This is a genomic window from Nesterenkonia aurantiaca, from assembly GCF_004364585.1.
In the GTDB taxonomy this organism is placed as follows: Bacteria; Actinomycetota; Actinomycetes; order Actinomycetales; family Micrococcaceae; genus Nesterenkonia; species Nesterenkonia aurantiaca.
Genome location: NZ_SOAN01000003.1, coordinates 232,996 through 259,229, shown reverse-complemented (window position 1 = coordinate 259,229; position 26,234 = coordinate 232,996). Strand labels below are relative to the sequence as shown.

Here is a 26,234-nt window from a genome sequence, read left to right as displayed (position 1 = left end):
CCTTGCCCTTCATGAAGTACAGGCCGAGCCTATCCGATACCGGATTGTGATCCGCGGCAACGCGCCACAAGACCCTCACCGATCTCTTCGCGGGTCAGCGCGAAGCACCGGTGGTCCCGCCAGGCACCATGGATGTGCAGGAACCGCAGGCGGACTCCTTCCTCCCGGAAGCCCAGCTTCTCCACCACGCGCAGGCTCGCCACATTCTCCGGACGAACGGCGACCTCGACCCGATGCAGTCCACGTTCGAAGAAGAGGTGGTCCACGGCCAGCGCCGCCGCGAAGGGAGTGATCCCGCGCCCGGCGTGCCCCTCGTCGAGCCAGTAGCCCAGGGAAGTGCTCCGAGCGGAGCCGCCGATGATCGGGCCCACGGTCAGCTGTCCGACCATCTGGGGCGTCCCGCCCTGGGCGGTGAACCAGATCAGCCAGGGCAGATGGATGCCGGACCGGGCGCTGCGGCCCAGACTGCGGGCCATCTGCCGGAAGCTGGCCGAGGAGTCCCGGGGATCCGGATTCTCAGGAGTGGTGGCATCCCAGGGCTGGAGCCAGGCGCTGTTGAGCACGCGCAGCGCCATATAGCGATGCTCATCCTCGGTTCCAAGCGGGCGCAGCTCGACCCGTCCGGCGGGGATCTGCCCGGCGGGGCTCGCCGGCCAGTCTCGGTTCCGGCCGGGGAGCAGCCTCATGGGCGCATCGCGAAGCGCAGTGTGTCCAGCCCGATCATGCCGAGTCCAAGCAGCTCGGTATGGAAGGCGCGCAGGTCGAAGGGCTCCCCGGCCTCGCGAGCAGCCGCCTCGCATTCGGCACGGAGCTCCTCGAAGACACGCTGCCCGACCTTGTAGGACGGCGCCTGCCCGGGCCAGCCCAGATACCTGGTGAACTCGAAGTCCAGCTGTGCTGAGGAGATCGGAAGGTGAGCGCGCAGGAACTCCTTGCCCTGTTCAGGGGTCCAGGTCTGCCCGCCCCATTCCGGCGGAGCCTCGAAGCCGCAATGGACTCCGATGTCGAAGACCACCCGGGCCGCGCGCATCCGCTGCATGTCATACATCCCCATCAGATCTCCGGGGTCCGCGAGGAAGCCCAGCTCCGCCATGAGCTGCTCGGCGTAGAGCGCCCATCCCTCGGCGAAGCCGGAGACGAAGCTGCCGTGACGGCGCCAGGAGTTCAACCGGTCCTTGACCAGGGTCGCGGTGGCGATCTGCAGGTGATGCCCCGGGACCCCCTCGTGGTAGACGGTGGTGGTCTCGGTCCAGGTGGTGAAATGTTCATCGTCTTCGGGAACCGACCACCACATCCGGCCCGGCCGGGAGAAGTCATCACTGGGTCCGGTGTAATAGACCCCGCCGTCCTGAGTCGGCGCGATCATGCATTCCAGGACGTCCATCGGGGCCGGAATGTCGAAGTGCACGTCTTTCAACGCCGCGAGCGCCTCGTCCGAGAGTCGCTGCATCCATTCCTGCAGCGCCGCGGTCCCGGAGAGCTGCCGTGCGGGATCCGCGTCCAGGATCGCCTTGGCCTCCTCCACGGAGGCGCCTGGGCTGATCTGGTGGGCCACGACTTCCTGCGCCGCGACCAGCCGGGCGAGCTCTTCGAGCCCCCAGCGGTAGGTCTCTTCGAGGTCCAGCATGGTGCCGGTGAAGAACTGGCTGTGCAGCCGGTAGGCCTCGGTGCCCACCGCGTCGGCGGCAGGCGCCTGCGGCAGCAGCTCTGATTCCAGACGCTCCGCCAGGCGCAGGTAGGCCTGCTGCGCGGCGTGGGTCCCGGCGGCGAGCGCCTCCTGTGTGGCGGAGCTGACCTGCGCCTGGCGGCCGCTGAGCGCGTACCCGGCGAGCGCACCCTCGGGGAGGGCGTAGCTGCGGCATTGCTCCGCCACCGCGTGGACCTGTCGCTGGGCGGGCACCTGACCCGCCTGGGCGGAGTTCACCAGCGAGGCCCAGTAGCCTTCGAGCGCGGCCGGGAGATTGTGCAACCGCCCGGCGATGTGCACGAAGTCCTGTTCGCTCTGCGCGGGCATCAGCTCCAGCACCATCCGCACTGTCTGAGGTGCCGAGGCCAGGTTGTTCAGCTCCGTGCGCCCGGACTCGTGCAGCGCCACGTCGAGTCCGATCCGCTCCGCCATCGCATGCAGGGTCACCGCATCGATGCGGTCTTCCGGTGTCATCCCGGCCAGCTGAGCCAGGGTCTCACGCTGCAGCTGGGCGACCTCTTCACGTCCGGCCGGGGAGTAGTCCGCGTATTCGGTCTCGACTCCGGGGCGGCCCAGCACCGTGGCCTCCTCCGGGGCCAGGGCGAGCAGCCGCTCGAAGTAGTCCTCGGCGAAGGCGTCCACCGCCGTCGACGTGCGGGGCCCGGGACGCGCTGGTTCGGGTGCCGCGGGTTCGGGTGTCGCGGATTCGGGCTGCGTGGCTTCGGGTGTAGCGGGTTCGGGCGGCGTGGCCGGCGTCGAGCTGCTCATGCGGGTCAGTCCTCCGGATCGGTGACGTGCAGGTGGAGTCGACGGGCGGCCTCGGAGATCGAACCGGTCAGCGAGGGGTAGACGGTGAAGGTGGTGGCGACGTCGTCGACGTGCAGCTTGTGCGTGACCGCCAGCGCGAGCGGGAAGATCAGCTCGGATGCCCTCGGGGCGACCACGACGGCGCCGATCACCGTGCCGGATCCCTTGCGCGAGAAGATCTTCACGAAGCCCTCACGGATGTTCATCATCTTGGCCCGGGCGTTGGTGGCGAGGTCAAGCTTGATCACGTCGGCCTGGTACTTGCCGGAGTCGACCTGCTCCTGGGTGACCCCGACCGTGGCGATCTCCGGAGAGGTGAACACGTTGGAGGCGACCTGGTGCAGCTTCAGCGGCTTCACGCTCTCGCCCTGCATATGGGCCACGGCCACCCGGCCCTGCATCGCCGCGACGGAGGCCAGCGGCATCACCCCGGTGCAGTCCCCGGCGGCGTAGATGTTGTTCGCCGTGGTGCGCGAGACGGTGTCCACCTGGATGTGACCGGATTCGGAGATCTCCACCCCGGCCTCCTCGAGCCCCAGGCCGGCGGTGTTGGGGATCCCGCCCACAGCCATCAGGCAGTGCGAGCCGCGCAGCACCTCCCCGTTGCTGAGCCGGACCTCGACACCGTGCTCCGTGCGCTCCACGGACTCGGCGCGGGTCCGCGAGGCCACGTGGACTCCGACACGTGCGAAGGAGTTCTCCAGCACCGTGGCCGCATCGGCGTCCTCCCCGGGCAGCACCTGGTCGCGGGAGGAGACCAGCGTGACCTCGGCGCCGAGCCGACGGTACGCCGAGGCGAACTCGGCTCCGGTGACCCCGGAGCCGACGACGATCATGTGCTCCGGCGCCTCGGTGAGGTTATACGCCTGGGTCCAGTTGAAGATCCGCTCCCCGTCGGGCTTGGCGGAGCCGAGCTCCCGCGGGTGGGCACCGGTGGCCACGATGATCGCGTCGGCGACGACCACCTCGCCGGCTTGTTCTCCAGAGGTGACCTCGATGCTGTGCGGCAGCACCAGCTTGCCCCGCCCGATGATCACCCGCACTCCGTAGGACTCCAGGGTGGCGCGGATGTCGCGGGACTGGCTGTGCGCCAGCTTGAGCAGACGCTCGTTGACCTTGGAGAAGTCGGCCCAGGCCTCCGCCTCCTGGACGTCCTCGCCCTGCCCGCCTCGGAGGCCGTTGGCGTGTTCCCCGAAGCGCACGCCGAAGGCGGTGGAGATGTTGACCCGGCGCATCGCGTCCGCGGTGGCGATCAGCGTCTTGGAAGGGACCACGTCGGTGAGCACTGCAGAACCGCCGAGGCCCTTTTCCTCGATGATCGTGACCTCCGCGCCGGCGTCGGCGGCGACCATAGCGGCTTCGTAGCCTCCGGGGCCTCCGCCGAGGATGGCGATGCGGTCAGGGGCGAAGCGTCGTTGCAGATTAGTTGGAGTCACGGGCCCATTCTGCCGAGTCGGCGCGGCAATGTCATACGCCACACGGGGATGTGACTCCGCAGGAGGACCGCATCGGTCGGGGAGGCTGAGTCCGCTTGGCCTGCTCCCGGATCAGATGCGGCACCGATGTTCGGAACAGCCCGGCCGCGTCAGCCTGCCGCGGTCTCCCGCCCAGACGGTAGATTGATCCATGTGAGCCATGACAAAGTCCAGACCCAGCACAGCGCCCCGACCGACGACGGAATCGGAGACCGCCTGGTCCCGCATCCTGAGCTGACCCCCACCAATGACCCGACCGCCCCGGCGAATCTGCGCGCCGAAGCGGCAGCCCGTGCGCTGCTTGACCAGTCGGGGGTGGACTCCATCGACCTGGCCTGCACGCTGGGCTCGGGATGGGGCGAGGCCGCCGCCCAGCTCGGTGAGCTCGTCGCGGAGATCGACGCCGAGGAGGTGCCCGGCTTCCATTCCTCCGGCGTCTCGGGCCACAGCGGGACGCTGAAGGTCATCCGCTCCGCCTCCGGAGCCCATGTCCTCGTCATCGGGGCGCGCACCCACTACTACGAGGGCCGCGGGGTGGACGCCGTCGCCCACGGGGTGCGCACCGCCGCCGCCGCGGGCGCCACCACCATGGTGCTCACCAACGGCTGCGGCGGGCTGAACCCGCAGTGGAGGCCGGGCACCCCGGTGCTGATCTCCGATCACCTGAACCTCACCGGCACCTCCTCGCTGCGCGGCGCGCACTTCGTGGACATGACCGATCTCTACTCCCCCCGGCTGCGCGCCGTGGCCCGAGAGATCGACCCGGACCTGCCCGAGGGCGTCTACGCACAGTTCCCCGGCCCGCACTACGAGACTCCCGCCGAGGTTCGGATGGCCGGAGTCCTGGGCGCGGATCTCGTCGGCATGTCCACCGCACTGGAGGCCATCGCCGCTCGCGCGGCCGGCATGGAGGTCTTCGGCATCTCTCTGGTCACCAACCAGGCCGCCGGGATCTCCCCGGAGCCGCTGAGCCACACGGAGGTGCTCGAGGCTGGACGCGAAGCGGCCCCGCGGATCTCTGCCCTGCTGGCGAAGGTCATCGGGCGCCTCCTGGCTGAGTGAACCTGGACTCCGACCGGCAGCCACCGATGACCCACGCAGACCCGTTACCCCGACCGATATGAGGGAGCAGACCGCCATGACCGAGAAGCTGTTCGGCGCCGTGCGCCGCTGGATCGAGAATGACCCCGACGCCAAGACCCGGTCCGGACTTGCGCAGCTGCTGCAGCGCGCCGAGGCCTCCGACGCTTCGGCGAGCGCGGAGCTCAAGCGGCTCTTCGCCGGCCGGCTCGCCTTCGGCACCGCCGGGCTGCGCGCGGAGCTCGGTCCAGGACCGCTGCGGATGAACCGCCTGGTCGTGCGCCAGACCGCTGCCGGGATGCTCAGCTACGCCCAGGAGCAGCTTGCCCGCGCCCAGCAGAAGGCGGACAGCTCCCAGGATCCGATGCGCAGCGAGGCGCCGAAGATCGTGATCGGTTTCGATGCCCGCCACCAGTCCGACGAGTTCGCCGCCGATACCGCGGAGATCTTCTCCGCCGCCGGCTGGGAGGTGCACCTGTTCACCCGCCCCGGGCCCACCCCGCTGCTGGCCCGCCAGGTGCTGGTGCTCGACGCCGAGATCGGGGTGATGGTCACGGCCAGCCACAACCCGCCCCAGGACAACGGGTACAAGGTCTACCTCGGCGGAGAGCTCTCCCGCTTCCTGGAGCCCGAGGGCCATGGGGTCGGCGCGCAGATCGTACCCCCGGTGGATCAAGACATCGCCGCCCGGATCGCAGAGCTCGTCGACGCCGACACACCCTCGAGCACCGAGGGCGCCACCCACCGTGGCGCCGATGGCGGCAGCGATGGCGCCAGCACGGAGACCCACCCGATCACCGATGAGGCCCGCAGCAGCTATGAGCGCGAGGCTCTGGAGCTGCTGGACCCGAAGACCTATCCACACCGGGACCTGCACGTGGTCTACACCGCGATGCACGGCGTGGGCGGGGAGATGGTCACCTCGTTGCTGCGCGCCGGCGGATTCACCGTGACCCCGGTGGCGGAGCAGCACGAACCCGACCCCGACTTCCCCACCGCGGACTTCCCGAACCCGGAGGAGCCCGGCGCCCTGGACCTCGCGCTGAAGGCCGCCGAGGCGAACCACGCGGACCTGGTGCTCGCCAATGACCCGGACGCCGATCGGCTCTCCGCGGCGGTCTACGACGGATCCTCCGGTGCCTGGCGTCAGCTCTCCGGGGATGAGATCGGCGCACTGCTGGGCCGGCACCTGCTCGAGCGCGGCCCGCTGCGCCCCCAGGCCGACGGCGGCGCCCCGGTGCTGGCGAACTCGATCGTCTCCTCCCGGCTGCTGGAACGACTCTGCCAGGTCCGCGGCGTCGGCCACGCCGCGACGCTCACCGGGTTCAAGTGGCTGGCTCGAGTCCAGCACATGAGCTTCGGCTATGAGGAGGCCATCGGCTTCAACGTGGACCCCGAGCACGTCAAGGACAAGGACGGCGTCTCGGCCGCGCTGATCTTCGCCGAGATGACCGCCTCGCTGAAGGCCCGCGGGGTCAGCCTGATCGCCGCCCTGGATGAGATCGCAGCCGAGGCAGGCGTCTTCGTCACCGGCCAGGTCACCATCCGGGTCAGCGACCTCTCCGAGCTGGGCAAGGTCACCGCTGGCCTGCGCGCGCAGCCTCCCGAGGAGATCGCCGGCTCGGCCGTGGTTGAATCCCTGGACCTGACCCAGGATCCGCTGCCCGGCGCGCAGCTGAGCGAGGCCACCAAGACCGATGCGCTGATCTATCTCACCGCCGAAGGAGACCGGGTGATCGTCCGGCCCTCCGGCACCGAGCCGAAGGTCAAGTGCTACCTCGAGGCTGTGGCGGACACTCCCGGCGTCAACGCCGATCCCGAGGCCATCGGCGCCGCCCGCGCCCAGGCGACCGCGCGTCTCCAGCAGCTGCGCACCTCGATGGAGTCCATGCTGGGCTGACCCGCCGAGCCGACCACCCACCAGACCGACCTGACCGCCGATCGGACCATCTGCCGGACCGCCGCGCGGTCACCCTGACCTTCCCGCTGACCCTTGAGGAGCACGCCCGTGAGCCACACCCCCACCCCCGCCGAGATGGCCCCGCTGATCGATCACACCGCCCTGAAGCCCGACACCGATGAGGCCACCATCCGGCGGATCGTCGATGAGGCGCGCACCCATGGCTTCGCCGCGGTCTGCATCAACCCGCGGTGGGTGCCGCTGGTCGCCGCAGAGCTCGCCGGCACCGAGGTCAAGACCTGCACCGTGGTCGGCTTCCCGCTGGGAGCCTCCACCACCGCGTCGAAGCTCGCCGAGACCGTGGAAGCGGTCCAGCTCGGCGCCCAGGAGGTCGATATGGTGGTGGACATCGCCGCGGCCAACGCCGGTGACCACAGCTACGTCGAGGCGCAGATCCGGGCGCTGGCCGACGCCGCCCATGCCGGCGGCGCGATCCTGAAGGTGATCCTGGAGACGGCACTGTTGGAGGAGTCCGCGAAGGAGCTGGTCTGCCGGGCCGCAGAAGCCGCCGGTGCGGATTTCGTAAAGACCTCCACCGGCTTCGGCGGGGGCGGCGCCACGCTCGCGGACATCACGCTGATGCACTCCCTGGTCGGCGGTCGACTGGGCATCAAGGCCTCCGGCGGCGTGCGCAGCTATGACGACGCGGCCGCGATGGTGGCCGCCGGCGCCACACGCATCGGAGCGAGCTCCTCTCTTGATATCGTGGAGCCTAGAGATTCCAGCACATCGGGTGCTGCCGGCGGTTACTGAGATGGGCGTCGCGCAGACCGCACCGCACCTAAGGGGAGCACATGATCAGCAACGGTAAGGTCAAGGCCTATTCGGGCCAGGGGAACTTCGTGGGGAACTTCGTCGCGTTCCTCGCGGTCTTCTTCATGCTCGTAGGATCGATCGTCGCGCTGTACTTCTGGGATCTGGATCAGGTGTGGCTGCCGGGGATTATCTTCATCCTGCTGTACACCGGCTCGTTCTACGCCGCCAAGGAGATCATCGGCCGCTCGGACTCCCTGGACATGCAGGACCTCCACGGTGAGCACGGCGAGCCGCTCGACGCCATGGCCTCACGGGCCAGCTCCTCACGAGAGTCGGCTGCGGAGCCGCACGTCCGCTGATCTCCCCGCCCGGACCGTGATGACCACCTCGGCACTGCGACCCGTGCGCGCTCGGAATCTCGGGATCGACCTGTTGCGGGTCATCTCGGTCGCCGCGGTGGTCATCGGGCATGCCTGGGCCGGGATGCCCGGAGCCGAGTACCTGCAGATCTGGCGGATGCCGCTGTTCTTCTTCCTGGCCGGGTTCTTCTTCTCCACCTCGCGCAGCCTCACCGGGGAGCTGCAGGCCCGCAGCAAGAGCCTGGCGCTGCCCTACCTCGTCTGGCTGCTGCTGCTCAGCTCCGCTGTCTTGGCGATGGCGCACACCCCCTGGCCCTTCGAACCCGGCACCATCAGCGGTGCCTTCATCGGCGGGGCCCGCACCGATATGCCGTTCCTGGCCTTCTGGTTCATCTCGGTGCTCTTCTTCGCCGCGCTGCTGCTGCGCGCGGTGCTCGCCCTGCCCTGGTGGGTCGGGGTGCTCGTCGGTGTCTCCGGGTTCGCCCTGGCTCAGCTGCCCGACTCCGCCATGGCCTACACCCCGCTGGGGATCGGTCTGGTGCCGGCCTGTATGGCCTTCATGCTGGCCGGACACTGGTTCGGCCGTTTCATGCGCTCACCGCGCGGGCAGGGCCTGCCGGCCAAACCCTGGTGGGGGCTGCTCTGCCTGGGCATAGGCTTCGGCGCCGTGGCCAGCGGCGTGCCGACGATGAACATCAAATGGTCTGGCTTCGGCACATTCCTGCTCTCCCCCGCAGTCTCGGTGCTGATCAGCATAGGCCTGGTGCTGCTCTTCTCCACCGCGGTCAATGCGCTGCTCGGCGGCCAGCAGCCGCAGCGGGCGGATCCCTCGCACCAGCCGCGGCGCGGGCGCGTCCTGGGCCTGGTCATCTCTGAGCTGGTGCAGACCGCGACCTTCGTGGTCTTCTCGCACGCGCTGGTGCTCTATCTGCTGCTGCGCCTCTTCGATCTGGAGAACCCGGTGCTGCGCACCGTGATCGCGCTGGGTATCTGCTGGGCGCTGGGCACGATCGTCAACCGCACCCCGCTGGCGCTGCCGCTCAACGGACTGCCGCGGTCGGCGCTGCGCCGCCCCGGCGCGGCTCAGACCGGCGGGAAGATCGCCTCGAAGACCTGATTCAGCCAGGCCAGCAGCTCCCCGTCGGTGAGCTCCACGCCGGTGATCCCGCTGGTCTTGGGCTTGGGGATCAGCACCTGCTTCATGGTGACCTTGTGCTGACTGCCCGGATACATCCGCTCCAGACGCATCGCCTTGGACTCCGCGAGCTCGGCCACCGGGGCGAACCGGATGGACTGACCCTGGGTGCCGACGTCGTGGATGCCCGCGGCCCGGGCGCGGTTGCGGAACCGGGCCACCTCCACGATGTTGGTCACCGGGTCGGGCAGGTCGCCGTAGCGGTCCTGCCATTCGGTGATGACCTCGGCGATCTTCTCCTCGGTGTCCGCCGCGGCGAGCTTGCGGTAGCCCTCCAGGCGCAGCCGCTCCCCCGGAACATAGTCGTGGGGCAGGTGGGCGTTGATCGGAAGCTCGATCTTGACCTCGGTGAAGGTCTCCTCGGTGTCCCCGCGATAGTCGGCCACCGCCTCACCGACCAGGCGCAGGTACAGGTCGAAGCCGACCCCGGCGATGTGCCCGGACTGTTCCCCGCCCAGCATGTTGCCGGCGCCGCGGATCTCGAGGTCCTTCATGGCCAGCTGCAAGCCGGCACCGAGCTCGTTGTTCGCCGCCACCGCGCGCAGCCGCTCCAGAGCCACCTCGCCCAGCGGCTTCTCCGCCGGGTAGAGGAAGTAGGCGTAGGCCCGCTCTCGGGAACGCCCGACGCGTCCGCGCAGCTGGTGCAGCTGCGAGAGCCCGTAGGTGGAGGCCCGGTCCACGATCAGGGTGTTGGCGTTGGAGATGTCCAGGCCGGTCTCGATGATCGTGGTGGAGACCAGCACGTCGAAGCGCTTCTCCCAGAAGTCCTGGATGATCTGCTCCAGCCGGGTCTCGCTCATCTGACCGTGGGCGACCTCCACGCGTGCCTCGGGGACCAGCTCGCGGATCCTCGCGGCGGTGGCGTCGATGGAGGCGACCCGGTTGTGCACGAAGAAGACCTGGCCCTCGCGCATCAGCTCGCGGCGGATCGCGGCCGAGACCTGCTTATCGGTGTAGGGCCCGACATAGGTGAGCACCGGGTGCCGCTCCTCCGGCGGAGTGGCCAGCGTGGAGGTCTCCCGGATCCCGGCCATGGACATCTCCAGGGTGCGCGGGATCGGGGTGGCGGACATGGCCAGCACGTCCACGTTGGTGCGCATCTTCTTGAGCTGTTCCTTGTGCTCGACGCCGAAGCGCTGCTCCTCGTCGATGATCACCAGGCCCAGGTCGTGGAAGTCGACCTCCTTGGAGAGCAGCCGGTGGGTGCCGATGACGATGTCCACGCTGCCCTCGCGCAGACCCGCCATCGTCTCCTTGGACTCCTTGGCGGTCTGGAACCGCGAGAGCGGGGCCACCCGCACCGGGAACCCGGCGTAGCGCTCGGTGAAGGTCTCGTAGTGCTGGGAGACCAGAAGTGTGGTGGGCACCAGCACGGCGACCTGCTTGCCGTCCTGCACCGCCTTGAACGCGGCGCGGATCGCGATCTCGGTCTTGCCGTAGCCCACGTCGCCGGAGATCAGCCGGTCCATCGGGATCTCGCGCTGCATATCGGCCTTGACCTCATCGGTGGCGGTGAGCTGGTCCGGGGTCTCGGCATACGGGAAGGCGTCCTCCAGCTCCGACTGCCAGGGTGTGTCGGGGCCGAAGGAAAACCCGCGCGAGGCCATGCGTGCCGCGTAGAGCCTGATCAGCTCGCCGGCGATCTCCTTGACCGCCTTCTTGGCCTTGCGCTTGGTCTGGGACCAGTCGCTGCCGCCCATCTTGGAGAGCGAGGGCGCCTCTCCGCCGACATACTGCGAGACCTGGTCCAGCTGGTCGGTGGGGACCATCAGCCGGTCCTTGGCGCCGCCGCGCTTGGAGGCGGCGTACTCAAGGACCAGGTACTCGCGGATGCCCGCGGTGCCGGCCTTGATCGCCTGCGGGGAGCCGACCTTGCGCTGGATCAGCTCCACGAACTGCCCGATGCCGTGCTGCTCGTGGACCACATAGTCTCCGGGCTTCAGCGCCAGCGGGTCCACCACGTGACGACGACGCCGGGCCGGGACCTTCCGGGCGGAGCCGGAGTCCTGCCGGATCGCGCGGCCGAGCATCTCCGACTCGGTGAGCAGCGCCAGCTGCAGCGGGTCCACGGCGAAGCCCTCGGAGACGTTCGCGGTGGAGATTGTGATCGTGCCCTGGGCCGGGGGCTGGTCCAGGGTCTCGACCCGGACGCAGGGCACCTCGTGCTCGTTGAGCAGCTCCTGGACCCGCTGGGCGGAACCGGCGGCGGCGGTGGTGACCACCACGGACCAGTTCGCCTTGGCCCGCTCGCCCAGGAAGGTCATCACGTCTTCGACGCTGCCGCGGTAGCCGATCGGCTCGCGGGAGGCGATCGAGACGATGTCGGCGTCCTGTTCCAGCTCCTCGTCCAGTCCCAGCGAGGTCATCGACCACCAGCCGGCCCCGTGGGCGATCGAGGCGTCCCGGGTCTCAGCGAGGCTGGCGAAGCCCCCAGAGGCCAGGCCCTGCTGCTCGCTGCCGATCTGGGTGCCGCTGAGGTCCAACGGTGCGGCCGCGCCGTCGGGGGCTGCGGACCACGCGGCGGCGAGGAACTCCTCGTTGGTGGCGGCCAGGTCATGGGCGCGTCCACGGGTCTTCTCGGGTTCGATCACCACGGTGAGCGAACCGGCGGGCAGCTGGTCCACGAAGGGCACCATCTCGGGCACCAGCACCGGAGCCAGGGACTCCATGCCCTCGGCCGCGATCCCCTCCGCGAGCTTGGTGAGCAGATCCGCGGCGTGCGGCATCTGCGCGATGAGCTCCTTGGCGCGGGCCTTCACGGCCTCGGTGATCAGCAGTTCGCGGCAGGGGGCGGCGTCGAGCACCTCGGGGTGCTCGGTGGACTCGGTGTCCAGCGAGCGTTGATCGGCCACGGCGAACCAGCGCATCTGTTCGACCTCGTCGCCGAAGAACTCGATGCGCACCGGATGCGGCTCGGTGGGCGGGAAGACGTCGAGGATCCCGCCGCGCACGGCGAACTCGCCGCGCCGGGTGACCATGTCCACCCTGGAGTAGGCGGCGTCGGCGAGCTGCGCGACGGTCTGGTCGAAGTCCGCGAACTCACCGACCTTCAGCCGCACCGGCGCGAGGTCGCCCAGCCCGGCGACCAGCGGCTGCACCACCGCGCGGACCGGGGCGACGACGACGTCGAGCACCCCTCCGGCCTGATCCGGGTGGGCGAGCCGGCGCAGCACCCCGAGCCGGCGTCCGACAGTGTCGGAACGTGGGGAGAGCCGCTCGTGGGGCAGGGTCTCCCAGGAGGGGAAGTGCGCCACGGCGGCGTCAGGGGCGTAGGCGGCGAGCGAGGTGGCCAGCTCATCCGCCTCGCGGTCCGTGGCCGTGACGGCCAGCAGCGTGCCGGTGGAGCTGGTGCGGCGCAGCGTGGTGGCGATCTCCGCGATCAGCGCGGGACGCAGCCCGGTGGTCGAGGCGATCTGCAGCTCCTCGGTGCGCTCCCCTGCCGGGTGGGCGGCGGCCGCGGCGACCCGCTTATAGGAGGAGTTCGCCGTGAGCGCTGCGCGCAGACCTGACAGAGCCATAGAAGAGTGACGCCTCATTTCGCATACAGGACGATGCCGGAGATCCGCGGGCGGGGTTTTCGGCGCGGTGGGGTTTCGGCGCGGTGGGAGATTCGTGAGTTCGGGCCTCCCACAGGATACTCGCTGATCCGGCTAGGGTGCCCCGGTCCTGCCGGGCTCCTCCGCGGATGACCCGCCGCCCGGGAGCTTCCCGGTCCGGGCCGCGCGGCGGGTGCGCAGCACCCCGATCTCGTAGCCGACCAGGGCGGTGATCCAGAGCGCGGTGATCGGCAGCACGAACCAGAGCATCGCGGAGCTGAAGGGCTGCAGCGCGGCGTGACCGGCGGCGTAGAGCACCAGGTAGACCACATACGCGCTGTAGAACGTCACCAGGACCAGTCCCTCCCAGCGTCCGATCGCCTGGGCGGTGAACGCCAGCGGAAGCAGGACCATCGCGGTGGCGATCATCACCGGCAGGTCGAAGTTCACGGCGGCGGAGGCGACCTCCACCCCCTCGGGAGAGATGATCGAGGTCAGCCCGAGGACCGCACCGATGTTGAAGATGTTGCTGCCCACCAGGTTACCCACCGCCATGTCACGTTCTCCGCGCAGCGCCGCGATGACGCTGGTGGCGAGCTCCGGCAGCGAGGTGCCGATGGCCACGATGGTCAGCCCGATGATCAGGTCGCTGACCCCCAGGGACAGCGCGATGCTGCTCGCCGCCGAGACCAGCATCTGTGCGCCGACCACGAGCAGCGCGATGCCCACGGCGAGCAGCCCCAGGTCCACCATGATCGAGCGCCGCTTCGTGGTGCGCAGCCCCTTGGTCAGCTTCACCGAGCCGCCGCCGACCGCCCGGTCGACGTCGAGCGTGCCCTGTTGGCTCGAGATGGCCTGCTCGCTCGAAGCGGCCTGCTCGCGTCGTGTCTGACGCCGGGCGAGCACCACGGTGACCGCGAGGTAGACCACCAGCAGCCCCACCAGCACGGAGCCTTCAAGGGTGCTGACGCCGCCGTCGAGCGCCATCAGCAGCGCGATCACGGAGAACCCGATCATGATCGGGATGTCGACCTTGATCAGCTGGACCTTGACCACCAGCGCCCCGAAGATCGCGGTGAGTCCGAGGACGAAGAGGATGTTGGCGATGTTGCTGCCCACGACGTTGCCCAGGGCGAGTCCGGGTGAGCCGCTGAGCGCGGCGCCGGTGCTCACGGCCAGCTCGGGGGCCGAGGTGGCGGAGGAGACCACGGTCAGGCCGACGATCAGGGAGGACAGGCCGACGGTGCGGCCCAGCGAGGCAGCCCCTCGAACCAGGGCCTCGCCACCGCCGACGAGCAGGACGAAACCGCCCAGGAGCAGGAGAAGAGTCATGATGGTCACTCGCGCAACTTTACAATGGGAAAGTTCCGTGACCGCCGTCGCCGAACGCCTTCAGCAAGACGTCAACGAGGAGACCACCAGTGGCACTTGAATCAGAGCTCGTGATTCCGCACAGCGCGCAGGACATCATCAAGGCCTACGCCGATCGAGACTTCAATGAGCACCTCTCGAAGAAGGTCGGTGCGAAGCTGGTGAGCTTCGAGGTCGTCGGTCCGCTGGAGGGTCCCTTCGAGATCATCACCGAGCAGTCGATGTCGGCCGAGAAGCTGCCGGAGATCGCCAAGAAGGTCATCAAGGGCGAGGTCAGCGTGCACGTGACCCACTCCTGGGGCGCACCCGACGCCGCGGGTTCACGCCGGGCCGACACTGCGGTGAAGATCTCCTCGGCTCCGGTCTCCGCGCAGTCCGCGCAGAACCTGCATGTGCGCGGGGCCACCGAGACGCTCTCCACGGTCCGTGGCGACGTCAACGTCAGCATCCCGATCGTGGGCAAGAAGATCAAGGCAGCCGCGGAGCCGTATATGCGCAAGTTCGTGGACCTGCAGGCCCGCGAGGTCAGCGCCTGGATCTCCAGCCGCAGCTGATCCGGCTGCCGCTGTGGCCGACGGGCCGAAGCGCGCCTGCACCTGCTGCGGGCGTCACGCGGCCCTCCTGCCCTGGTGGCGGGCGGCGCGACGACCCAGCGGCGGGATCGAGGGCCGCGCGAGCGGCGGGATCGACGGCGCACCGACCACACCCGTGGTCGCTGCGGTGTTCTTCTCAGAGGATCCTCGGGCAGGCCTGCGGGTCTGCGCGAGGGTCTCCTGCGCCCTGGACTCCCGGGTGATGAAGTAGACGAGCACCATGAAGGCCGGCACGAAGACCAGGGATAGGATCAGGAAGAAGGACCAGATCAGATTCCAGAGATAGAGCCAATCGAACATCATGCGCCCCCTGCGCTGTGGTTCTGTGGAACTGAGATCGGTCAGCGCTTCGGATGACCGTCCTCGATCGGGATCGACCGGCTCCCGCGGCCCGGCCGCGTGCCGCTCAGTAGGGTCGAACGTTGATCCGATTGTCGACCTGGGTGACGTCCGGGGAGGACCAGGTGGCCGCCCCGGCCTGGTTCTTCTGCGCCAGGGTGGTGACATAGCCGGTGAGCACCGCCGTGTTCTCGACCACGGTGACGTTGATATGGCTGGCGTCGACCTGTGGGTTGCGAAACAGCGCGGTGCGGATGCGTTCTGCGGCGTCTTCGGCGCCTGGGCGGGAGATCAGCCTGATCTCGTTGAGCACCGACCGGACCCCGCGAATGTTCTCCACGGCCCGCTCGGCGGCATCACGTTGGAAGTGCCAGTCGACCTGCCCGGTGAGCGTGATGCACCCGGAGTCCACCTGTGGCCGCACGCTGGCCGGGATGTTCGCAGACCAGGTCAGTGCGCGTTCCGCGACCCGGGCGATGTCGGCGTCGGTGACCCATTTGGCCGACCGTGGGTTCACGATGAGGTGGTTCGTCACGCCCGCGATGCCGTGGACCCGGCGCATGGCGCGCGAGGCCGCGAGGAGTTCGAAGTAATCCCCCACCGCCCCCGAGAGCGTGACGACAGACGCCTCCACCTCGACCTGGATCTCCGAGGCGTCGAGATCAGGAGTCCAGTCGAGTTCGGCGAGGACCAGCGAGTGGATCTTGTGGTCTGAACGCGTTCTGGTAGCAATAATCACAGGCGGGCCTCCTCGTCGCTGCTCGCCGTCTGACGAGCTGTGACCAGCCTCTCCCGCTCGGCGTGCCAGATGTAGGGCCTTAGGTCCTACAGAGGTTCCCGGCGTTGCGCAAGCGGTTCGCCTCAGCTGTGGAAACCAGCTGTGGAAACCCGCGGCGTGAGCTCGAATCTGTCGCCCCGGGGCTGGGCACGGGCGGGACGCCGTCGGTCAGTGCAAGGGGTCAGGGCGCACGGTCATGCTCAGAGCCAGTGACCACGGTCAGTGCAAGGGGTCCGGGCCCAGGGGTCAGGATCAGTGCACGGCGTTCTGCGCGGCCGGCAGTCCATCGGAGACCAGCAGCTCCACCGCATCGGCCAGGCGGGAGATGAAGATCCCCAGCTCCTTCTGCTCGGCGGCGCTGAACTTCTGCAGCACGTAGTCCGCGCTGTCCATGCGTCCCGGGGGCCTGCCCACTCCGGCGCGCACGCGCAGGTAGTCGCGGTCGCCGCCGAGGTGGGTGGTGATGGACTTCAACCCGTTATGCCCGCCTTCGGAGCCGCCGCGCTTGAGCTTGGCTCGGCCGAAGTCCAGGTCGAGCTCATCGTGGACCACGATCAGGTTCTGCGTAGGGACGGAGAAGTAGTCCATCAGTCCGCGCACCGGTTTCCCGGAGAGGTTCATGTAGCCCTCGGAGATCGCGAAGACCACCTTGGGTCCGCCGGGACCCAATCGAGCCGCCACGGCCTTGGCCCCGACCTTGGTCCGCGTGTATTTCGCGTCCATGCGGTCGAGGAGTTCCTCGAGCACCATATGCCCGATATTGTGCCGGGTATGACGATAGCGGGACCCGGGGTTCCCGAGTCCCGCTACCAACCACGTCTCTGAAGCCATGCTTCGAGCCTAGTGGAGTCTCAGCGTGAGGTTGTTCAGCTGTCTTCGCCTTCGGCGTTCTCCTCGGACTCGCCTTCGGCGGTCTCGCCCTCAGCGGCCTCGTCCTCGGTGGTCTCTTCCTCCTCGCCCAGGTCCTGCTCGACGGGCTCGTGGATGGAGACGACCGGGGACTCCATGTCGCTCAGTGCCAGCGTGACACCCTTGGGCAGCGCGATGTGCTCCGGGAGGGCGTTCTCGTCGCGGTCTGTGATGTCCACGGTGACGTGCTCGGGCAGGTGGGTCGCCTCGGCCTCGACGGAGACGGTGGCCTGCTCCAGGATCCACTCGAAGCCGACTGCCGGCTCGCCGGTGACCTCGACGTAGACGTCGACGACGACCTTCTCGCCGCGACGCACGGTGAGCAGGTCCATGTGGTCGATCGAGCGCTTGATGATGTCGCGCTGGATGGCCTTGGGGATCACCAGCTGCTCGGTGCCCTCGATGTCCAGGGTGATCAGCGCGTTGGGGTTACGCACTGCCAGGTGGGTCTGGTGACCGGGGAGCACGACGTGGATGGGGTCTTCGCCGTGGCCGTAGACCACTGCCGGGATCAGGTCGTCGCGGCGGGCCTTGCGGGCTGCGCCCTTGCCGAACTCGGTGCGCTTCGTGGCGGGAATGACAATCTTGTCAGCCATGGTGTTGTCCTTCGTTGGTTGGATTCGTATTGATCCAGGCACCAACGACAAGTGAATTCCAGGCTCTCCGCGCATGAGCAGCGGTGATGTTCTCCTGCAAGTTCGCCTCGTCGATCACGGGGCTGACGTCTCACGGATCGATCCGCAGATGTCGCCCCCTCGCCTGGGCACAGCTGATGACTATACCAGCTGGCTAGCCGGCGATCACCACCGGGAAGTCGAACCGCTTCACCAGCTCCTCGGGTGCGATCCCGTAGGCCTCGCGCAGCACCAGCCGGGGCCCGCCGTCCCGCGCCTCGATCAAGAAGACCCCGTGATCGGTGTAGACCCGACTCACGCAGCCCAGCCCGGTCACCGGGTAGCTGCAGTCGGCCACGATCTTGGGCGTCCCGTCCTTGGCGAACAGCGACATCATCACGAAGACCTCTTTGGCCCCGATGGCGAGATCCATGGCTCCACCCACAGCCGGAATGGCGTCCGGCGCACCGGTGGACCAGTTGGCCAGGTCCCCGCCCGTCGAGACCTGGAAGGCGCCCAGGACGCAGACGTCGAGATGTCCGCCGCGCATCATCGCGAAGGAATCGGCGTGGTGGAAGTAGCTGGCGCCGGGGAGTTCGGTGACCGGGATCTTCCCGGCATTGATCAGCTCCTCGTCGATGTCCTCACCGTGGGCCTGCGGGCCCATGCCGAGCATCCCGTTCTCGGTGTGCAGGGTGACCTGCTGCTCGGGCGTGAGGTAGTCGGAGACCTTGGTGGGCTGGCCGATCCCGAGGTTCACGTAGGAGCCGGGCGCGATGTCGGCCGCGACGAGCTTCGCGAGGTCTTCGCGGGAGAGCGGCTGCTGGCCCATCTGGCTGGCGGTGCTGTTCTGGCTGCTCATGCTTCCTTCACTTCCTGGGTCTGGCTGGTGCGCGGAGTCAGGGCCGTCACCGTGTCCACGTAGATGCCCGGGGTGACGACATTCTCCGGATCAAGGGAGCCGCTCGGCACCAGCTCCGCGACCTGGACGACCGTATGCGAGGCGGCGGCGGCCATCACCGGGCCGAAGTTCCGGGCGGTCTTGCGGAAGACCAGGTTGCCGACGTCGTCGGCTTTGAGCGCCTTGATCAGCGCGACGTCGCCGCGGATCGGGTGTTCCAGCACGTAGTTCCGGCCCTCGATCTCGCGGGTCTCCTTACCCTCGGCAAGGCTTGTGCCATAGCCGGTGGGGGTGAAGAAGGCGCCGATGCCGGCACCGGCGGCGCGCAGCCGCTCGGCGAGGTTGCCCTGCGGCACCAGCTCCAGCTCGAGCTCCCCGGCGCGGTATGCCGCATCGAAGTGCCAGGAGTCCGACTGCCTCGGGAAGGAGCAGATCACCTTGCGCACCCGACGCTCCTTGATCAGCAGCGCGAGACCGCGGTCCCCCTGCCCGGCATTGTTGCTCACGACGGTCAGGTCGGTGGTGCCGGAGTCCAGGAGCGCGTCGATGAGCTCCATGGGCTGCCCGGCGTTGCCGAAGCCGCCGAGCAGCACCGTGGCGCCGTCGCGCACGCCGGCGACGGCCTCGGCGGCGGTGTCTACGAATTCAGTCATCGATTCTTCCCTCTAGTTCTGGGTGGGATGGGTGGTTGCGTTCTCCAGCACGACGGCGAGGCCCTGACCCACGCCGATGCACAGTGTTGCCACGCCCCAGCGTTCGCCGCTGAGCTGCATCCGCTTCGCCAGAGTGGCCAGCACACGGGTGCCCGAAGCGCCCAGCGGATGGCCGATCGCGATGGCGCCGCCCCAGGCGTTGACGATCTCCGGGTCGATATCCCAGGCGTCGAGGCCGGCCAGGGACTGCGCGGCGAACGCTTCATTGAGCTCCACCGCACCGACCTCGGCCCAGCCGATCCCGGCCCGGGCCAGCGCCTTGTTGCTGGCATCAACCGGGGCGTAGCCGAAGTACTGCGGCTCATTGGCGGCGGCGGCCCAGCCGGCGATCCGCACCTGTGGGGTCAGGCCCAGCTTCTCTCCGCCGGCCGCGGATCCGAGCCAGACGGCGGAGGCGCCGTCGTTCATCGGGGAGGCATTGCCGGCGGTGACGGTGCCGTTCTCGGAGCGGAAGACCGTCCGCAGCCCGGCGAGCTTCTCACTCGTGACACCGGCCCGGATGGTCTCATCGGTGTCCAGGTCCACGCCGGGCACGGCCACGGTGAGGTCGGCGAGGTGGCCCTGGGCCCAGGCGCGGGCGGCAAGCTCATGGGAGCGGGCCGCGAAGGCGTCCTGCCGTTCGCGGCCGATACCGTGGCGCTCGCGCAGCTGCTCGGTGGCCTCCCCGAGCGAGACGGTCCACTCCTTGGGCATGCGCTCGTTGATCAGCCGCCAGCCCAGTGTGGTGTTGGCCAGCTCGAGGTTGGCCATCGGGAAGGGGCGTTCGGTCTTGGGCAGCACCCAGGGAGCCCGCGACATGGATTCCACACCGCCGGCGAGGATCACATCGGTCTCCCCCAGCGCGATCTGCCGAGCCCCGGAGATCGCGGCGTCCAGGGAGGATCCGCAGAGTCGGTTGATCGTGGTGGCGGGCACGTGGACCGGCAGCTTCGCGAGCAGCCAGGCCATGCGCGCCACATTGCGGTTCTCCTCGCCGGCGCCGTTGGCGTTGCCGAAGACCACTTCCCCGACGACCTCCCCGGCGTTCTCCGGGGTCAGCCCGGGGGCCTGTGCCACCAGTTCGGAGATCACCAGCGCGGCGAGGTCATCCGGACGCTGACCGGCCAGGGCCCCGCCGACCTTGCCGAAGGGGGTCCGAAGACCCTGATAGACGAAGACGTCCTGCATATGAGCTCCCTGATCCCTGGACGAAGCCACACCTATGTTCGCTATGCAAACATGTGTGCGCTATGTACCAGGAAGCATAGTCGGCGCTTCCTGGTTTTTCCAGAGGTGCGGGTCAGAGGCCCTGGGGCACGGTGAGCCGACGGACGTCCTCACCCAGGGATCGGATCAGGTCCTCCACCGCCGCGGCGCAGCGCTGCAGATCAGGCAGCGTCCGAGCCAAGGACTCCTGAGCGGACTCCCTGCCGGCCGAGAGCGAGGTATTCAGCGCGAGCACGGTGTTCCCGGCGGCGTCGCGGACCGGAACCGCCACCGAGCGCAGCCCGTCCTCGAGCTCTTCATCGACCACCGCATAGCCTGTGGCGCGGACCTCCGCGATGATCTCGCGCAGCCGGGTCGGGTCGGTGACGGTGCGCGAGGTGTAGGCCCGATGGTCTGCGGTGCGCAGACGCTCCTCGAGCGCCTCCTCCCCCAGCCCGGCGAGCAGCACCCGCCCCATCGAGGTGGCCAACGCCGGCAGCTTGGTACCCAGTCCGAGGTCGATCCGCATGATCCGGCGGGTGTGCACCCGGCAGACATACATCACCTCATCGCCGAGAAGCAGCGCCGCCGAGCAGGATTCGCCGAGCTTCCCGGAGAGCTCACCGAGCGAGGGCTGCAGCAGCTCATGCCAGCCGCGCCCGGACCAGTAGCCCTGCCCGAGCCCGAGCACCTTGGGCGTGAGCTCGAAGAACCGGCCATCGGTATAGGCGTAACCCTCATGGACCAGGGTGAGCAGCATGCGCCGTGCGGTGGCCCGGCTGATCTCGGCGCGCCGGGCGACATCGGAGAGCGTCAGCCTGGGCTCCGTGGCGGAGAAGGACTCAAGGACCCGGAGCCCGGTCGAGAGTGATCGAACGAACTCGTTGCGATTGACGCCGGGCTGCGCGGGGGGCTCCTGATCCATGCAGTGATCCTATCCATCCGCTGAACCTCCCCTCCCTTCGCTGAGGGGCGGATTCTCCGAGTGGTTGACGCGGTTCTCGGGTCAGAATGCACGCTGAATCCGCCTCTCAACGCTGACCGCGCAATGTAATGTTTGGTACATTGCCGCTATGCGCACCTCAATCGCCACCGTCTGCCTCTCCGGAAGTCTCACCGACAAGCTGCAGGCCTGTGCCGATGCGGGGTTCGACGGCGTCGAGATCATGGACACCGACCTCACGGTCTCCTACGAATCTCCGGAAGAGATTCGCGCGCTGTGCCAGCGCCTGGGGCTGCGCATCGACCTGTTCCAGCCCTTCCGCGACTTCGAAGGCGTCAGCGAAGAGCTGCTCGCGGAGAACCTGCGCCGCGCCGAGGCGAAGTTCCAGCTGATGAACCGCCTGGGCGCGGAGACCATCCTGGTGTGCAGCAACGCCGGCACGGCCACCGTCGACGACGACGCGGTGGTCGCCCAACAACTGGCCGCGCTGGCCGACCTCGCCGCCGGCTACGGAATCCGGATCGCCTATGAGGCACTGGCCTGGGGCCGCTACGTCAACGACTACCGACACGCCTGGCGGCTGGTCCAGCTCGCCGACCGCCCGAATCTCGGCACCTGCCTGGACAGCTTCCACATCCTGGCCCGCGGCCACGACCCGGCGGAGATCGAGCACATCGACGGGGAGAAGATCTTCTTCCTCCAGCTTGCCGACGCACCGCAGCTCGATATGGACGTGCTCTCCTGGAGCAGGCATCACCGACTGTTCCCCGGCGAAGGCTCCTTCGACCTCAGCGGCTTCCTGACCCATGTGCTCAAGGCCGGCTACACAGGTCCGCTCTCACTCGAGGTCTTCAACGACACCTTTCGGCAGACCGATGTCACCAGCACCGCCGCCCATGCACGACGGTCGCTGACCTGGCTGGCGGACCGCGCCTCGGCAGCCAATGGGTGGAGCACCGACCGGCTCCCCTCCGCGCAGAGCCCGCGCAGCGTGGACTTCGTGGAGATCACCGGATCCGATCTCGGGGCGGCGGATGAGACCCTGGACCAGCTCGGCTTCACCTTCCGCGGCAAACACCGCACGAAACAGGTGCGCCTGTGGACCCTGGGCTCCACCCGGATCATCCTCAATGAGCAGAGCCAGCAACCGGCACCGCACCTCTCAGCGATCGGACTGCTGGTCGACGACGCCGGCCAGGCCCTTGCCCGCGGAGCTGCGCTGGGCGCGCCGGTGGTGTTCCGCCGCACCTACGCCGGGGACCACGAGCTCCGAGCCCTCGGCGCCCCGGACGGGACGGTCATCTACTTCAACGATGCGCCGGCTGAAGACACCTGGGTCACCGAGTTCGAGGGTGGGCAGGCTGCCGTGGAGTCCAGCCACGCGGTGGATCACATCAACCTGTCCTACCGCTGGCATGAGTTCGAAGAGACGGTGCTCTTCTTCCACAGCGTGCTCGGGCTGCAGGCGCAGACCCCGGAGAACGTGCCCAGCCCACAGGGCCTGGTGCGCAGCCAGGTCATGCGCACCGCCGATGCCACGGTGCGGCTGCCGCTGAACCTGGCCCCACCCACTGCCCCGCTGCCCCCGCGTCACATCGCGGTGACCTGCACGGACATCCTTGAACTGGCGCGCCGAGCGCAGGAGCGCGGACTGCGCTTCCTGTCCATCCCGGACAACTATTACGCCGATCTCCACGCCCGCTTCGGGCTGGATGAGGACTACTTGTCCCAGCTGAAGACGCTGAACCTGCTCTATGACCGAGACGCCGACGGCGAGTTCATCCACTTCTACACCCCCACGATCGGGGGGCTCTTCCTGGAGATGGTCCAGCGCACGGGGACCTACGACGGCTACGGCGCGGCCAATGCCCCGGTCCGCCTGGCAGCCCAGCGCCGCCAGCTACGACCCCTTCGCTGAGGTACGGATGCCGCGACTAGAGGAGTGAGCCAGGGCGGTGCTGGTGGGGTTGAGTGGACGGCGAGCCTTTACGCCTCAAGGCTGCAGCACAACCATGGGTGGATGACTCCTGGAACAGAGACGCTGACCGTGGTCCTGGAGAACGTCGGGGACACCTCATGGTGGGCCGGACTGCTGACCGTCTTGGCCTCACAGTCCGGAAGCACGCAACAGCGCTTTGTGGGTCAGGTCAATGGTGAAACGCGGTACAAGAGCTCCACGTTCCCTGTGGCAGGGTCAACCAACTCCATCCCTCCCCAGGAGCAGTGGGCACCGGGACTCACCGCCGCGTTGGATGAGCTGCGAGACGATCTGGCCCGAGACGGGTGGGAGCAGCTGACCAGAGGGAAGCAACCATGGTCCCTGACGTTTCGGCGGGCAGACCCTTCGGCCACCTAGCCACCTAGCCGCCGATCGGCACACGACGAAGAAGACCCACACGCGCAGCCGCGCCGACCACTGTGGAATCCTCAGTATCCTCGACGCACCTCGACAGGCGGTGCATGGCTGACGGCGCCGGTTGGTGAGCCTGGTCTCGCGCCGCTGGGATCGACACTCCTGCGGGTGACCTGACCTGTATCGGACGGTGTGCAAGGTGCTCCTGGGCGGCATTTTTCAAGAGGCTCCGACGGAGCTGTTCCTGCTTCCAATGTAGGAGTCGTCGGCGTAGGACCCGACTGTATTGAGGTTTTCACCCACGGCTTGAACCCTTCTAAGGTCGACTTCTTCGTCCTCGCAAGTTCGGCCCCTTCCAGCACAGAGGACCTGTGGATGACAGCGGCAGACGGCGGCATTCCGGCAACTCTGTCTGATTCATCGTTTCGGCCACGTCGTCGAGTTGCGAGCAGTGAAGCTCTCAGCCGCACCTCAGACCAGGGCAGGCTTGAACTCTGTTCCCACCGCGCGGCTTTGGTCCACGCGGCGCCAGGCCTCGGCCAAGATCTCCACCGCAAGGCTGGTCTCCTCCGCGGGGTAGCTGAGTGGGAAGCGGAGGAAGCGCTCGAAGGCTCCCCCGAGTCCGAACCGTGGGCCGGCACCGATGGGGAGGCCGCCGTCGCGCGCCGCCAGGGCGAGCTGAGAACTGACAGGTTCTCCGATGTTGACCCAGGTGCACAGCCCACCCGCGACGTGCGGCACCTCCCACTGGGGGAAGTTCGCTCGGAGCAGGTGCTCGACGTGATCGCGCCCCTCGGTGAGCTGAACGGTCCGGAAGCGCAGGATCTCGTCGTACTGCCCGAGCAGCTCAAGGGCGATGAGCTGTTCGAGGATCGGGGTGCCCAGGTCCTGGGCGTATCGTGCTTGCTCGAGTCGTCTGATCTTCTCGGGCTGCGCGCGGATCCACCCGATCCTCAGCCCTCCCCACACCGTCTTGCCCATAGACCCCACAAGAATCGCCGGCCCATACGCCGCCAGCGGCGCTCCCGCGGCCCCGTCGATACGCAGGTCCGCCGTCGTCTCATCTGCGACCACCAGCGAGTCGTGGCGGGTGGCGAGGTCCATGAGCAGCTCGCGCTGGCAAGCCGGCATGACGGCGCCCGTGGGGTTGTGGAAATCTGGCATGACATACGCGAGCGCCGGATTCGCGCTGCGGAAAGCCTGCATGAGCCCGTGATCGTCCCAGCCCCGTCGAGGGTCGACCGTGACGGTCACGAGTTTGCGAGCAGCGAGTCCCAAGGCGTCGTAGGCGTGGGGGTAGCTCGGAGCCTCCACCAGAGCGGTATCTGCACGGGACAGGAAGGTCTTGGTGATCAGTGAGATCGCATGCTGGGCACCCAGCGTCACCATGATGTTCTCAGGGTCGGTCGGTAGGCCTTTAGCCGTGTACCGTTCGGCCAGCGCCTGGCGGAGTCGTGGCAGCCCGAGTGGATCATAGCCCGTGCCGCTCAAGTAGGCCGGCAACGCTCGGGCGGCTCGCAGCGAGGCCTCCCCGACCTGCGGGGCCGCGGGGAGCGCGGCCTTGCTGAAGTCGAGAGTGGTGGTGGTGCGCGCCTCGACGTCCTCCACCGGGCTAAAACGTCCCGGAATCGCGACCACGCTGCCCGATCCACGGGTGCTGTGGAGGTACCCAGCCTCTCGAAGACGCGCATAGGCCGCGGCGACGGTCGTGCGGCTCACCCCCAGCTCGGAGGCAAGCTCACGTTCCGCGGGCAGCCGCGTGCCGAGCGGAATCCGTCCATCCAGGGTGAGAAGCCTGATGCGATCCGCGAGCGCGCTATAGGCGGGCCCGGCCACGCGCCAGGCACCGAGCTCAGCGGCCAACCGGCGAGCAGTGAGAACCATCATCAGTCCACCCTGCCACAATTGGCATCTTGTCGTAATGCCAATCGGCTGGTGAACTTCTCTCATGAGTCTTCTCAGCGCGTGGCGCAGCACCCAACTCTTGATCGGGTTGTTCCTCTACGGGTTCTCGCTCGCGATGATGATCAGAGCCACCCTCGGCGTCTCGCCCTGGGACGTCCTGGGTCTAGGCTCCGCGCTGCAGACAGGCCTCCCTTTCGGCGTCATGACCAACATCATCGGCCTGATCGTGCTGCTGCTGTGGATCCCGCTTCGGCAGAAGCCCGGAGTCGGCACCATCCTCAATGTCCTCCTCGTAGGCCCCAGTGCGGAGGTCGGCCTGGCGGTCCTCCGGGAACCCGAGACCCTATGGGCACGCATCCTGTTGTTTGCCGGCGGCCTGATCCTCCTCGCCGTGGCGAGCGGGCTCTACATCGGTGCGCAATACGGACCCGGGCCCAGAGACGGGCTCATGACTGGAATGCACCGCCGCTTCGGATTGCCCATCTGGTTCGTGCGCACCGCGATCGAAGGCACAGTTCTTCTCCTCGGCTGGCTCCTTGGTGGCCCTGTCGGAGTTGGAACGGTCGCCGTGGTCCTGCTCATCGGCCCGCTGGTCCACCTGGCACTGCCCATCTTCCATATCCCCACACCCGAGCAAAGCACCCAAAGCCCAGGACCGTCACACCCCGATCGATCCTCACAGACCAAGAGTGCGGACCTCGCCGATGAAGACCGCGAACTCAAGGGGGCATGACTGCACCGGCCCGGGAGCGCCTTCCCGTCGCCAGCTGCAGCT

22 protein-coding genes are annotated in these 26,234 nt (G+C 68.3%); 8 read left to right on the top strand and 14 right to left on the bottom strand.

Going from position 1 to position 26,234, the window contains the following annotated elements:
* Positions 1-29: 29 nt before the first annotated feature.
* The 3 genes from EV640_RS05820 to EV640_RS05810 are packed head-to-tail and all read right to left on the bottom strand — an operon-like array spanning position 30 to position 3,846.
* Positions 30-686 (bottom strand): GNAT family N-acetyltransferase, encoded by a 657-nt coding sequence (locus tag EV640_RS05820; protein WP_051501403.1) that lies wholly within the window; start codon positions 684-686, stop codon positions 30-32.
* Entirely contained in the window at positions 683-2,455 is a 1,773-nt protein-coding gene (locus EV640_RS05815) for a DUF885 domain-containing protein (protein WP_084479700.1), read from the bottom strand. Before EV640_RS05815 ends, EV640_RS05820 begins: the two co-directional genes overlap by 4 nt.
* Positions 2,456-2,460: 5 nt before the next feature.
* Positions 2,461-3,846, bottom strand: a complete 1,386-nt coding sequence (locus EV640_RS05810; RefSeq protein WP_424991612.1) for an NAD(P)H-quinone dehydrogenase — start codon at positions 3,844-3,846, stop codon at positions 2,461-2,463.
* A 357-nt stretch (positions 3,847-4,203) separates the two neighbouring features.
* Here EV640_RS05810 and EV640_RS05805 point away from each other — a divergent pair, with 357 nt between their 5' ends.
* From EV640_RS05805 to EV640_RS05785, 5 genes are all read left to right on the top strand, one after another.
* A complete protein-coding gene (locus EV640_RS05805; protein ID WP_036477393.1) occupies positions 4,204-5,031 on the top strand; it encodes a purine-nucleoside phosphorylase in 828 nt (275 codons plus the stop codon).
* Between the two features lie 76 nt (positions 5,032-5,107).
* The gene (locus EV640_RS05800) at positions 5,108-6,949 is read left to right on the top strand and encodes a phospho-sugar mutase (protein ID WP_133726051.1); all 1,842 of its coding nucleotides are present in this window, start codon (positions 5,108-5,110) and stop codon (positions 6,947-6,949) included.
* Between the two features lie 108 nt (positions 6,950-7,057).
* Complete coding sequence (gene deoC, locus EV640_RS05795) at positions 7,058-7,762, top strand: deoxyribose-phosphate aldolase (RefSeq protein ID WP_084479702.1); 705 nt, start codon at positions 7,058-7,060, stop codon at positions 7,760-7,762.
* Between the two features lie 41 nt (positions 7,763-7,803).
* Entirely contained in the window at positions 7,804-8,124 is a 321-nt protein-coding gene (locus tag EV640_RS05790) for a hypothetical protein (protein WP_051501405.1), read from the top strand.
* Between the two features lie 19 nt (positions 8,125-8,143).
* The gene (locus tag EV640_RS05785; protein ID WP_051501406.1) at positions 8,144-9,241 is read left to right on the top strand and encodes an acyltransferase family protein; all 1,098 of its coding nucleotides are present in this window, start codon (positions 8,144-8,146) and stop codon (positions 9,239-9,241) included.
* Here the strand turns inward: EV640_RS05785 and mfd are convergent.
* Complete coding sequence (gene mfd, locus EV640_RS05780) at positions 9,208-12,837, bottom strand: transcription-repair coupling factor (RefSeq protein ID WP_036477247.1); 3,630 nt, start codon at positions 12,835-12,837, stop codon at positions 9,208-9,210. The two genes, EV640_RS05785 and mfd, sit on opposite strands and share 34 nt — an antisense overlap.
* A gap of 132 nt (positions 12,838-12,969) precedes the next feature.
* Positions 12,970-14,187, bottom strand: a complete 1,218-nt coding sequence (locus EV640_RS05775) for a calcium/sodium antiporter (RefSeq protein ID WP_341802709.1) — start codon at positions 14,185-14,187, stop codon at positions 12,970-12,972.
* Between the two features lie 89 nt (positions 14,188-14,276).
* Here EV640_RS05775 and EV640_RS05770 point away from each other — a divergent pair, with 89 nt between their 5' ends.
* Entirely contained in the window at positions 14,277-14,780 is a 504-nt protein-coding gene (locus tag EV640_RS05770) for a DUF2505 domain-containing protein (protein WP_051501407.1), read from the top strand.
* Between the two features lie 54 nt (positions 14,781-14,834).
* Here the strand turns inward: EV640_RS05770 and EV640_RS05765 are convergent, their stop codons facing one another.
* From EV640_RS05765 to EV640_RS05730, 8 genes are all read right to left on the bottom strand, one after another.
* Positions 14,835-15,122, bottom strand: coding sequence for a hypothetical protein (locus tag EV640_RS05765; protein ID WP_036477253.1), 288 nt, complete (start codon positions 15,120-15,122; stop codon positions 14,835-14,837).
* A gap of 103 nt (positions 15,123-15,225) precedes the next feature.
* Positions 15,226-15,897: a BON domain-containing protein gene (locus EV640_RS05760; RefSeq protein ID WP_036477257.1), complete on the bottom strand. Its 672-nt coding sequence runs from the start codon at positions 15,895-15,897 to the stop codon at positions 15,226-15,228.
* 291 nt (positions 15,898-16,188) lie between these two features.
* Positions 16,189-16,767, bottom strand: a complete 579-nt coding sequence (gene pth / locus EV640_RS05755; protein ID WP_036477259.1) for an aminoacyl-tRNA hydrolase — start codon at positions 16,765-16,767, stop codon at positions 16,189-16,191.
* Between the two features lie 35 nt (positions 16,768-16,802).
* Complete coding sequence (locus tag EV640_RS05750) at positions 16,803-17,441, bottom strand: 50S ribosomal protein L25/general stress protein Ctc (protein WP_036477262.1); 639 nt, start codon at positions 17,439-17,441, stop codon at positions 16,803-16,805.
* Between the two features lie 193 nt (positions 17,442-17,634).
* On the bottom strand, positions 17,635-18,321 hold the full coding sequence (locus EV640_RS05745; protein WP_036477264.1) for a 3-oxoacid CoA-transferase subunit B: 687 nt from the start codon (positions 18,319-18,321) through the stop codon (positions 17,635-17,637).
* Complete coding sequence (locus EV640_RS05740; RefSeq protein WP_036477267.1) at positions 18,318-19,013, bottom strand: 3-oxoacid CoA-transferase subunit A; 696 nt, start codon at positions 19,011-19,013, stop codon at positions 18,318-18,320. Before EV640_RS05740 ends, EV640_RS05745 begins: the two co-directional genes overlap by 4 nt.
* Positions 19,014-19,025: 12 nt before the next feature.
* Entirely contained in the window at positions 19,026-20,240 is a 1,215-nt protein-coding gene (locus tag EV640_RS05735) for a thiolase family protein (RefSeq protein ID WP_133726050.1), read from the bottom strand.
* 112 nt (positions 20,241-20,352) lie between these two features.
* Positions 20,353-21,183, bottom strand: coding sequence for an IclR family transcriptional regulator domain-containing protein (locus EV640_RS05730; RefSeq protein ID WP_051501408.1), 831 nt, complete (start codon positions 21,181-21,183; stop codon positions 20,353-20,355).
* Between the two features lie 148 nt (positions 21,184-21,331).
* On the opposite strand from EV640_RS05730, the gene EV640_RS05725 reads away from it, so the two are divergent.
* Positions 21,332-23,119: a bifunctional sugar phosphate isomerase/epimerase/4-hydroxyphenylpyruvate dioxygenase family protein gene (locus EV640_RS05725; RefSeq protein WP_133726049.1), complete on the top strand. Its 1,788-nt coding sequence runs from the start codon at positions 21,332-21,334 to the stop codon at positions 23,117-23,119.
* 906 nt (positions 23,120-24,025) lie between these two features.
* Here the strand turns inward: EV640_RS05725 and yczR are convergent.
* The gene (gene yczR, locus EV640_RS05715; protein ID WP_036477272.1) at positions 24,026-25,441 is read right to left on the bottom strand and encodes a MocR-like transcription factor YczR; all 1,416 of its coding nucleotides are present in this window, start codon (positions 25,439-25,441) and stop codon (positions 24,026-24,028) included.
* Positions 25,442-25,502: 61 nt separating this feature from the next.
* Between yczR and yczE the strand changes: the two genes are divergently transcribed.
* Positions 25,503-26,192, top strand: a complete 690-nt coding sequence (gene yczE / locus EV640_RS05710; protein WP_235181097.1) for a membrane protein YczE — start codon at positions 25,503-25,505, stop codon at positions 26,190-26,192.
* Positions 26,193-26,234: the final 42 nt, after the last annotated feature.